We start from the raw sequence: 7684 nt of genomic DNA, 5'->3' as shown, positions 1-7684 counted from the left end.
CGCCCGAGCCTTCATGCGCGCAATCCCAGAAGGTGATGCCGGCTTTCCCAAAAATATCCGAGATCGGCATCATCGCCGAACCGATGATGCCGAAAGCATGTTCAATACCGTGAAGCTGCAGAACCTTAACAAAGGCCTCTTCCGTGGTCATTTTCATCTGAGTGTTCTCCGCGCATAGGTGGGTGGAACCGGGCTCAGCCCAGCCTTTGAATACGGTTTAGGCGCAAGGGACCGGGCGGCGTTAGGGCCAGAATATGCGGCGGAATAGGTCCAGAGGCGCGTCAGACGGCGCGAATAGCATCAGCGATCAGTTTCACACCCGGCGCGATGCGGTCCTGCCGGATCGATGAATAGCCGAGACGATAGAAATTCTGCGGCCGATCCGGCCCCGAAAAGAATGGCGCGCCGGGCTCGATGTGGACGCTCTGGTCCTGCAACGTGCGGGCCAGTCGGGTTGTGTCGACATGTTCGGGGGCCGACATCCACAAAGAAGACCCGCCCAGAATGCCGCGCCCGGCCACGGTCAGCCCGTGTTCCTCGACAGCTTTGTCCAGCGCTTCGCGCCGCTGTGCCAGAACCTTGGACATGCGCCTGATCTGCGCGTCGTAATGGCCCAGCGACAGGAAATAGGCCGCCGTGCGCTGAATATGACCCGGCGGATGACGCAGCACCAGCGACCGCAGCGCTCGTGCTTCGCGGATGAACGGCTCGGACCCGACCATGTAGCCAAGCCGCAACCCCGGAAACAGAGATTTCGAGAAGCTGCCCACATAGATCACCCGCCCATCCCGGTCCATCGACTTCAGCGCCGGGGAGGGTGCGCCCAGAAAGGCCATTTCAAATTCATAGTCGTCCTCGACCACCATCGCGTCCAGTTCCCGCGCGCGCTCCAGCAGTTTGGTTCGGCGATCCACCGGCATGGTCGAGGTTGTGGGGCTTTGGTGGCTGGGTGTGGTGAAGATGACGTCGGTCTCGTCGGGCAGCGCATCTGGTGGCAAGCCGTCGCGATCAACCGGCAGCGGGGTGATGTCGCAATCCCAATGCTCCAACAGGCTGCGCAGAGCGTAATAGCAGGGGTCCTCGATCACCGCCGTCCGGTTGTGGGTCAGCAAGATGCGCGAGGCCAGCCACAGCGCGTTCTGCGCACCCATGGTGATCAGAATCTCTTCGGGCCGCGCGGCGATACCGCGGCGGGGCAGGGTGTGGCGGGCGATGAACTCGACCAGCAACGGATCGTCCTGATCGACGTAGTCGGCGGTCAGGGAATCGAAATCCTTGTGGCCTAACGCCCGCACGGCGCACAGGCGCCAGTTGGCGTGGTCGAACAGGGTTCGGTCGGCCTGCCCATAGATGAACGGATAGCGATAGTCGCGCCAGTCGGCCGGTTTCGACAACACATCACGCCCCGAAAATCGCCGAGCCAGTGCCGCGTCCCAATCCACGATCTCGGTGCCGCGCTGAACGGGCGTGTATTTCGGCGGCACCGGCGCGTTTTGCGAGACATAATAACCTGACCGACCTTTGGCGGTGAGGTAGTCATTGGCCAGCAGCTCGGTATAGGCCAGCGTCACCGTGATCCGGCTGACGCCCAGATGCGCGGCCAGTTTGCGGGACGAGGGCAGCTTTTCCCCGACATGGAACCTGCCGGATAGAATGCCTTCGGCAATCATCTGCTGGATTTGCGCCTGCAGCGTACCTTGCCCGTTCAGCTCAAGAAAGAATGTGTCGACCGATATTACCATAGGGTCTTATAGATTGGACTTATGGGGTGAGCAATCTGGACTTAAGCATTTCTCGAGATTTCGTGATGCGGGTGGTTGACTGGAGATCGTCATTAAACTAAATAACCAGAAATCTAGTTTAATGGAGTAAGCGAGATGTGGGAAACCGCTGCAGCAGGATTTTCGGCCATGGGGTCCGAGGCCCGGCTGAAGGTTCTGAAGACTTTGGTTCGGGCCGGGCAGGCCGGTCTGACGGTTGGCGAAATACAGGAGCGGACCGGGATCGCGCCATCGACCCTGGCACATCACCTGCGGTTTCTGGCCGCCGGCGGTGTGGTCGAGCAAGAGAAAGTCGGGCGCAGCACGATCAACCGCGCCTGCTATGACGAATTGAGAAATCTGGCGCAGTTCATCCTTGCTGAATGTTGCGCCGACGAAGTGGGAAAGGCTGCGAACGATGGCTGATCTGACACAAAACCCCAAGGTCCCGGCCAAGGCCGCCCTTGATCTGATCAAGACCCCATGGGCGTTGGTCGTGGCGATCCTGGCGGCTGTCGCCGTTCTGGACCCCGGCAACTGGGTTGAGGTCGTCACCTTTGCCGGCAAGGCGCTGGCCCATACCGGTCAATATATCCTGTTCGCTGTTCTGCTGCTGTCTTATCTCAAGGCGACCGGGGCCGAGGTGATGGTCGCGCGGGCGTTTGAAGGCCGCGAGACGCGGATGATCTTCCTTGCCGCGGTGTTCGGTGGGTTGGCTCCGTTCTGTTCCTGTGAAGTCATTCCGTTCATCGCCGGTTTGCTGGCACTGGGCGCGCCTCTGTCGGCAGTAATGGCCTTCTGGCTCAGCTCGCCGCTGATTGATCCGCCGACTTTGCTGATTACGGCAGGTGCATTGGGGTGGCCGTTTGCCATCGGTAAAGCCGTCGCAGCCGTCGCGTTGGGTCTGTTCGGAGGGTTCGTCGTGCGTGGCCTGATGCGTTCGGGGGCATTCGCGCAGCCTCTGCGTGAATACAAACCGGCCGGGTGCTGCGGGTGTGGTCCGAAACAGGATGACAAACCGGTCTGGCGGTTCTGGCAAGAACCCGAGCGCCGTCAGCGGTTTCGCTCTGAGTTCGTTCACAACGGGTTGTTCCTGCTGAAATGGCTGGCACTGGCCTATGTGCTCGAGGCGCTGCTGGTCAGCTATGTACCTGCGGACCTGATCGCCCGCGTGGTTGGCGGTGAAGGCATCGTGCCCATCGTGATCGCTGCGCTTGTTGGGATGCCTGCCTATCTGAACTCCTACGTTGCACCGCCTTTGTTGGCGGGGCTGACGGAACAGGGGATGAGCGCGGGGGCGGCGATGTCGTTCATGGTCGCAGGTGCGGTCAGCTCGATCCCGGCGATGGCGGCAGTCTGGTCGCTGGTCAAGCCACGTGTCTTTGCAACCTATCTGGGGCTGGGGATCACAGGCGCGATCATCGCGGGGATCATCTTTCAGATGATCTGAAGGAAAAACCGCCCGGTGTTGCCACCGGGCGGTTTTGCTTATTGGTTGGCCTCGCACAGGCTCGGCAGTTTGAACCTGTATCGGGGTTCGCCACTTTCCACGTAGACACGTTTTTCCACGCAGGCTGTTGTGCCGACAGTACGGGCAATATGCTCTTTGGGTTCGTTTATGGAGGTGGCCGAGCCATCGGGTAGCCGGACCGAGGCAACGACGCCGTATTTCAGATCCCCATTCACAGGGGTTGCCGTCAGAACTGAAACGGTCAGATACGAGTCATGTTCGTGCGTGCCATCGTCATTGAACACCAGCAGCGCAGTGGCGACCGTGATGATGCCGACGATACCCACCACAAGCAGGCCCCAGGTTTTCAGGAAAGCATAGATCGACACGGCGCGGTGCGGGCCGAAGAGATTGGACAGAATGGTCAGCATGGTTTGCCTGCAAAAAAGCCCCGGTCTGATTGAACCGGGGCTGTCTGTGCGTTACGGGCGCAGATCGTCTTCGTCTTCATCCTCGGCCCCGCCTTTGGGCAGGTTGAAGAAGCTGTCGGCGTCGATGATCGGCTCGTCGTCTTTCTCGGCTTCCGGTTCGTCGGACAGCGAGAAAGTCTCGAGCCCTTCGATGGCGGTCGGGATCTTCGGCGCGGCGTCCATTTCCAGCGATTGCTCGGTGGAAACCAGCTTGCGGCGTTCATCATCGCTCATGACACCACCTTCGGCGGCTTTCTTGGCGGCGGCTTTCTGAACAATCGCATCCAGTTCTGACTGTTTGCACAGACCCAGCGCGACCGGATCGATCGGCTGCATGTTGGCGATGTTCCAGTGGGTACGCTCGCGGATCGACTGGATGGTGGGTTTGGTGGTGCCAACCAGCTTGGCGATCTGACCATCGCTGAGCTCGGGGTGGAACTTGACCAGCCACAGGATCGAGTTCGGACGGTCCTGGCGTTTGGACAGCGGGGTATAGCGCGGGCCACGGCGTTTTTCTTCACCAGCGGCCGCGGCGTTGAACTTGAGCTTCAGCTTGTGCAGCGGGTTGTTCTGCGCCGAGTCGATCTCTTCCTGAGTCAGCTGGTTGTTGGCGATGGGATCGAACCCTTTGACGCCAGCGGCCACATCGCCATCGGCGATGCCTTGCACCTCAAGCTCGTGCATACCTACGAAATCCGCGATCTGCTTGAAGCTGATCGTGGTGTTGTCCACCAGCCATACGGCTGTTGCCTTGGCCATAAGCGGTTTTGCCATCAGCCCGTCTCCTATAAATACATCTGTCCCGTCGCCGGAATTCGGCGGCCCCTTGGTCTTGGGGCAGGTTTCCGTTGTCGGGGAACTTGGCCCGTATATAGTCGCGCCAAGGCAAGAAGGGAAGAGGCGAATGCGCCAGGGCATTTTAGGGCTGGTTTTGTGGGTGTTCAGCGCGATGGCGGCACTGGCCGATGGCGAAAAGGCGGGGGAGTTCGACTATTACGTCCTGTCGCTCAGCTGGTCACCGAACTGGTGCGCCCGTGAAGGCGATGCACGCGGGTCGGACCAATGCGATGCGCGGCATGACCACGGTTGGGTTCTGCACGGGCTTTGGCCGCAATACCATCAGGGCTGGCCTGCCTATTGCCGCACCCCCGAGGCACCACCGTCGCGCGCCATGACCCGCGACATGGCTGATATTCAGGGCTCACCGGGCCTCGCATGGCACCAGTGGAAGAAACACGGCACCTGTTCCGGCCTCAGCGCGCCTGACTATTTTGCACTGTCACGGCGGGCTTTTGAGGGCGTTCGGCGGCCGCCTGTGTTCCGCAAGTTGGACTCGACGGTCAAACTGCCCGCTTCGGTGGTGGAAGAGGCCTTTTTGAAAGCCAATCCGGCGCTGGAGCGGGACATGATCACCATCACCTGCAAACAAGGCTATATCGAAGAGGTCCGCCTCTGTTTGTCCCGCGATCTTGAACCGGTGCCCTGTGGCCGCGACGTGATCCGCGACTGTACGGCCAAGGATGCGCTGTTCGATCCGATTCGTTAAAGCTCTCGGTTCTGGCATTCGCGGGCGTATTCCAACGCCTTGGCGGTGCCATTGAGATCAATGGCCATCACCACTTCGCCCGCCGTGTTGTAAACGGTCATCGTCTTGTTCTGAGCAATGGCGTTGACGAAGTTCCGGTCGGTGAAGAAGACTGTCGCCCCCGGAACGCGGCCTTGATTGAAGCCGATGGCGGTGGCGTCAAAGCTTTTGCCGTCCAACTCGAAGCGGATCGGATAGCTTTCGCCTTGTTTAATGTCGCCCCACGCCTTGTTGTAGACGGCGAAATACCCGCGATTGTCCAGCGCGTCATAACCGATGCGCACCACCGAGAGGTCCTGATACACCGTCTGGATCAGGCACCCGTTGCCGAGCGCCGGGTCCATCATGATGTTCCAGCCCTCGACAAAGCCCTTGTCGATGAGTTCCTGAGACAGGGCAGCGGTTGCGGTGAAGGCGGCGAAGGTGAGGGCGAGGAGGCGGGTCATGGTCATTTCCTGAAAATAGTAATCTGTAATTCCGGTTGGCTTTCACCTAGCTTCCAGAGTTGGCAAAAAACAATTTCGCAGATTTTAACTTAGGTTCTAGCTGATAGCTGCAGTTTTTTACCTTCTTCTACCCACGTATACGCCATTGAAAAGATGGAGGCAGTAAGGGCAGTGTTGAAGATTCCTAGAAACCCAGCCACCGTATGGTAAGTGGCATTTGAAAATGTGATCCCTGTGAATGTTTCTGGAACAGTTGAGTCAAGGCCATTTTGAGTCATCGTAAAGGCAACGCCCACAAAAACCAAAGTAAAAACCGTGGGGCCAGTAATTAGCCTCCAAAGAATAAACCAGAAGCTTCGCCGCGCTCGCTTCAATGCAGGGCGAACACCCGTGGAAGCCTGGATCGCTGCAGCTGGTATCATTGTTCCGATTGCGGCGAGTAACAGGCCAAACAACGGAAGTGAAACGAGCATGGCAAACCCCAGTGCCGCGTCTCCAGGAAGCGCCTCAGCTGGCAGTTTGGCTTTGACGATGAAAAAGGCGATTCCCATCGCCAAAAGCAAGATAAAAATCGGAAGAGTAAATGCGACCCAGAAGCTCCAATTCGGAGAAGGAGTTTGGCTCGATGTTTTAAACACCGAAGTAGTGGCTCCGGTGAGCAGTGTGTAATGAAATGCGAACGCTAAGTAGCCATATACCATTAGTGTTGGCACAAGAGATCGACCGACACTTCCTTGCCCCCAAATATCCAACAAAAACAAGATTACTGACGCAAACAATACTGGCAGCCAGTACATACGAAAGACGTGGAATGCTAGTTTGTACAAAGATAGTGCCTTAGTTCTTGGTGGTATTAAATCAGGGCGGGGCTAATTGAAAAAAAATAAATTAGTAAAGGCTTACAACTCCTTACGCGCCTGCAACGCCGCCGTAATCGTCCCGTCATCCAGATAATCCAGCTCACCGCCGATCGGCACGCCCTGCGCAAGTGAGGTCAGGCGGACTTGCCCCTCCAGTTGATCGGCGATGTAATGGGCAGTGGTCTGGCCATCGACGGTGGCGTTCAGGGCAAGGATGACTTCGGTGATCCCCTCGGCCATCACTCGGTCTTTCAGACGGGGAATGCGCAGTTCGTCCGGGCCGACGCCGTCCAGTGCGGACAACGTGCCGCCCAGAACGTGATAGCGGCCTTTGAAAACCCCGGCGCGCTCCATCGCCCAGAGGTCGGCGACGTCCTCGACCACGCACAGCTCTCCGGTCGCGCGGGCCTCGCTGTCGCAGATGTCGCAGATATCGGTGGTGCCGACGTTGCCGCAGTTCAGGCATTCGCGGGCGGTTACGGCCACCTGCTGCATGGCGTCCGATAGCGGCGTCAGCAGCAGGGCGCGTTTGCGGATCAGGTGCAGTACCGCGCGGCGGGCCGAGCGGGGGCCGAGGCCCGGCAGCTTGGCCATCAGGTCAATCAGGTTGTCGATATCGCTGTTCGAACTCACCGCGGATGCTCCTGCAAAAGGGCCGGGCTGGGGTGCCCGGCCGGTATTCCGTCAGGAGTGTGTATCAGAACGGCAGTTTGATGTCTGCGGGCAGACCCATGCTTTCGGTCAGTTTTGCCATCTCGGCCTGCGAGCGTTCGGTCGCTTTGGTCTGCGCGTCCTTGATGGCGGCCAGGATCAGGTCCTCGACCACTTCCTTGTCATCGCCATTAAAGATCGACGGGTCGATGTCCAGACCTTTGAGTTCCCCTTTGGCGGTGGCGGTTGCCTTGACCAGACCTGCGCCGGATTCGCCCACAACCATCAGGTTGTTCAGCGCTTCCTGCATTTCGGTCATCTTGGTCTGCAAATCCTGCGCGGATTTCATCATCTTGGCCATATCACCCAGACCGCCGAGTCCTTTGAGCATTGTATTTCTCCTGTGTATCGGTTTGCCGCCTAAATACGGATGCCATCGGCGCGGCACAAGGGGCGAGCGTG

Annotated in this window: 11 protein-coding genes; 3 read left to right on the top strand and 8 right to left on the bottom strand. The window is 58.8% G+C overall.

Annotated features, from left to right (window positions below; translation table 11 throughout):
• Nucleotides 1-157 (bottom strand): thiamine pyrophosphate-binding protein (locus ACR0KW_RS18545; RefSeq protein WP_480806301.1); only part of this gene is annotated, 157 nt, incomplete at its 3' end.
• Nucleotides 158-281: 124 nt separating this feature from the next.
• Nucleotides 282-1742: a MocR-like pyridoxine biosynthesis transcription factor PdxR gene (pdxR, locus tag ACR0KW_RS18540; protein ID WP_480806297.1), complete on the bottom strand. Its 1461-nt coding sequence runs from the start codon at nucleotides 1740-1742 to the stop codon at nucleotides 282-284.
• Nucleotides 1743-1877: 135 nt separating this feature from the next.
• Between pdxR and ACR0KW_RS18535 the strand changes: the two genes are divergently transcribed.
• Both ACR0KW_RS18535 and ACR0KW_RS18530 read left to right on the top strand, forming a co-directional pair.
• Nucleotides 1878-2186 carry an ArsR/SmtB family transcription factor gene (locus ACR0KW_RS18535; protein ID WP_170328866.1) on the top strand — a complete coding sequence of 103 codons (309 nt, stop codon included), beginning with the start codon at nucleotides 1878-1880 and terminating at the stop codon, nucleotides 2184-2186.
• On the top strand, nucleotides 2179-3210 hold the full coding sequence (locus ACR0KW_RS18530) for a permease (protein WP_480806296.1): 1032 nt from the start codon (nucleotides 2179-2181) through the stop codon (nucleotides 3208-3210). Before ACR0KW_RS18535 ends, ACR0KW_RS18530 begins: the two co-directional genes overlap by 8 nt.
• Before the next feature lie 38 nt (nucleotides 3211-3248).
• Here ACR0KW_RS18530 and ACR0KW_RS18525 read toward each other — a convergent pair whose 3' ends face one another.
• Nucleotides 3249-3641, bottom strand: a complete 393-nt coding sequence (locus tag ACR0KW_RS18525) for a hypothetical protein (RefSeq protein ID WP_480806295.1) — start codon at nucleotides 3639-3641, stop codon at nucleotides 3249-3251.
• 51 nt (nucleotides 3642-3692) lie between these two features.
• On the bottom strand, nucleotides 3693-4454 hold the full coding sequence (locus ACR0KW_RS18520; protein ID WP_170328860.1) for a DUF1013 domain-containing protein: 762 nt from the start codon (nucleotides 4452-4454) through the stop codon (nucleotides 3693-3695).
• A 130-nt stretch (nucleotides 4455-4584) separates the two neighbouring features.
• Here ACR0KW_RS18520 and ACR0KW_RS18515 point away from each other — a divergent pair, with 130 nt between their 5' ends.
• A complete protein-coding gene (locus ACR0KW_RS18515; protein WP_480806294.1) occupies nucleotides 4585-5226 on the top strand; it encodes a ribonuclease T2 family protein in 642 nt (213 codons plus the stop codon).
• Here the strand turns inward: ACR0KW_RS18515 and ACR0KW_RS18510 are convergent.
• The 4 genes from ACR0KW_RS18510 to ACR0KW_RS18495 form a co-directional block, all read right to left on the bottom strand.
• Nucleotides 5223-5711 (bottom strand): hypothetical protein, encoded by a 489-nt coding sequence (locus ACR0KW_RS18510; RefSeq protein WP_480806293.1) that lies wholly within the window; start codon nucleotides 5709-5711, stop codon nucleotides 5223-5225. The two genes, ACR0KW_RS18515 and ACR0KW_RS18510, sit on opposite strands and share 4 nt — an antisense overlap.
• 89 nt (nucleotides 5712-5800) lie before the next feature.
• Nucleotides 5801-6349 carry a hypothetical protein gene (locus tag ACR0KW_RS18505; RefSeq protein WP_480806292.1) on the bottom strand — a complete coding sequence of 183 codons (549 nt, stop codon included), beginning with the start codon at nucleotides 6347-6349 and terminating at the stop codon, nucleotides 5801-5803.
• A gap of 261 nt (nucleotides 6350-6610) precedes the next feature.
• Nucleotides 6611-7204: a recombination mediator RecR gene (recR, locus tag ACR0KW_RS18500; protein WP_421596848.1), complete on the bottom strand. Its 594-nt coding sequence runs from the start codon at nucleotides 7202-7204 to the stop codon at nucleotides 6611-6613.
• A gap of 64 nt (nucleotides 7205-7268) precedes the next feature.
• Nucleotides 7269-7613: a YbaB/EbfC family nucleoid-associated protein gene (locus ACR0KW_RS18495; protein WP_480806291.1), complete on the bottom strand. Its 345-nt coding sequence runs from the start codon at nucleotides 7611-7613 to the stop codon at nucleotides 7269-7271.
• Between the last annotated feature and the right edge of the window lie 71 nt (nucleotides 7614-7684).

The organism is Ruegeria sp. CG11 (assembly GCF_056537245.1).
This window is presented reverse-complemented; position numbering and strand designations above follow the sequence as displayed.

What these genes read in the sequence shown, in the direction of transcription:
- pdxR (WP_480806297.1), bottom strand. Translation starts at nt 1,742, where the DNA reads ATGGTAATATCGGTCGACACATTCTTTCTTGAGCTGAACGGGCAAGGT.
- ACR0KW_RS18535 (WP_170328866.1), top strand. Translation starts at nt 1,878, where the DNA reads ATGTGGGAAACCGCTGCAGCAGGATTTTCGGCCATGGGGTCCGAGGCC.
- ACR0KW_RS18530 (WP_480806296.1), top strand. Translation starts at nt 2,179, where the DNA reads ATGGCTGATCTGACACAAAACCCCAAGGTCCCGGCCAAGGCCGCCCTT.
- ACR0KW_RS18525 (WP_480806295.1), bottom strand. Translation starts at nt 3,641, where the DNA reads ATGCTGACCATTCTGTCCAATCTCTTCGGCCCGCACCGCGCCGTGTCG.
- ACR0KW_RS18520 (WP_170328860.1), bottom strand. Translation starts at nt 4,454, where the DNA reads ATGGCAAAACCGCTTATGGCCAAGGCAACAGCCGTATGGCTGGTGGAC.
- ACR0KW_RS18515 (WP_480806294.1), top strand. Translation starts at nt 4,585, where the DNA reads ATGCGCCAGGGCATTTTAGGGCTGGTTTTGTGGGTGTTCAGCGCGATG.
- ACR0KW_RS18510 (WP_480806293.1), bottom strand. Translation starts at nt 5,711, where the DNA reads ATGACCCGCCTCCTCGCCCTCACCTTCGCCGCCTTCACCGCAACCGCT.
- ACR0KW_RS18495 (WP_480806291.1), bottom strand. Translation starts at nt 7,613, where the DNA reads ATGCTCAAAGGACTCGGCGGTCTGGGTGATATGGCCAAGATGATGAAA.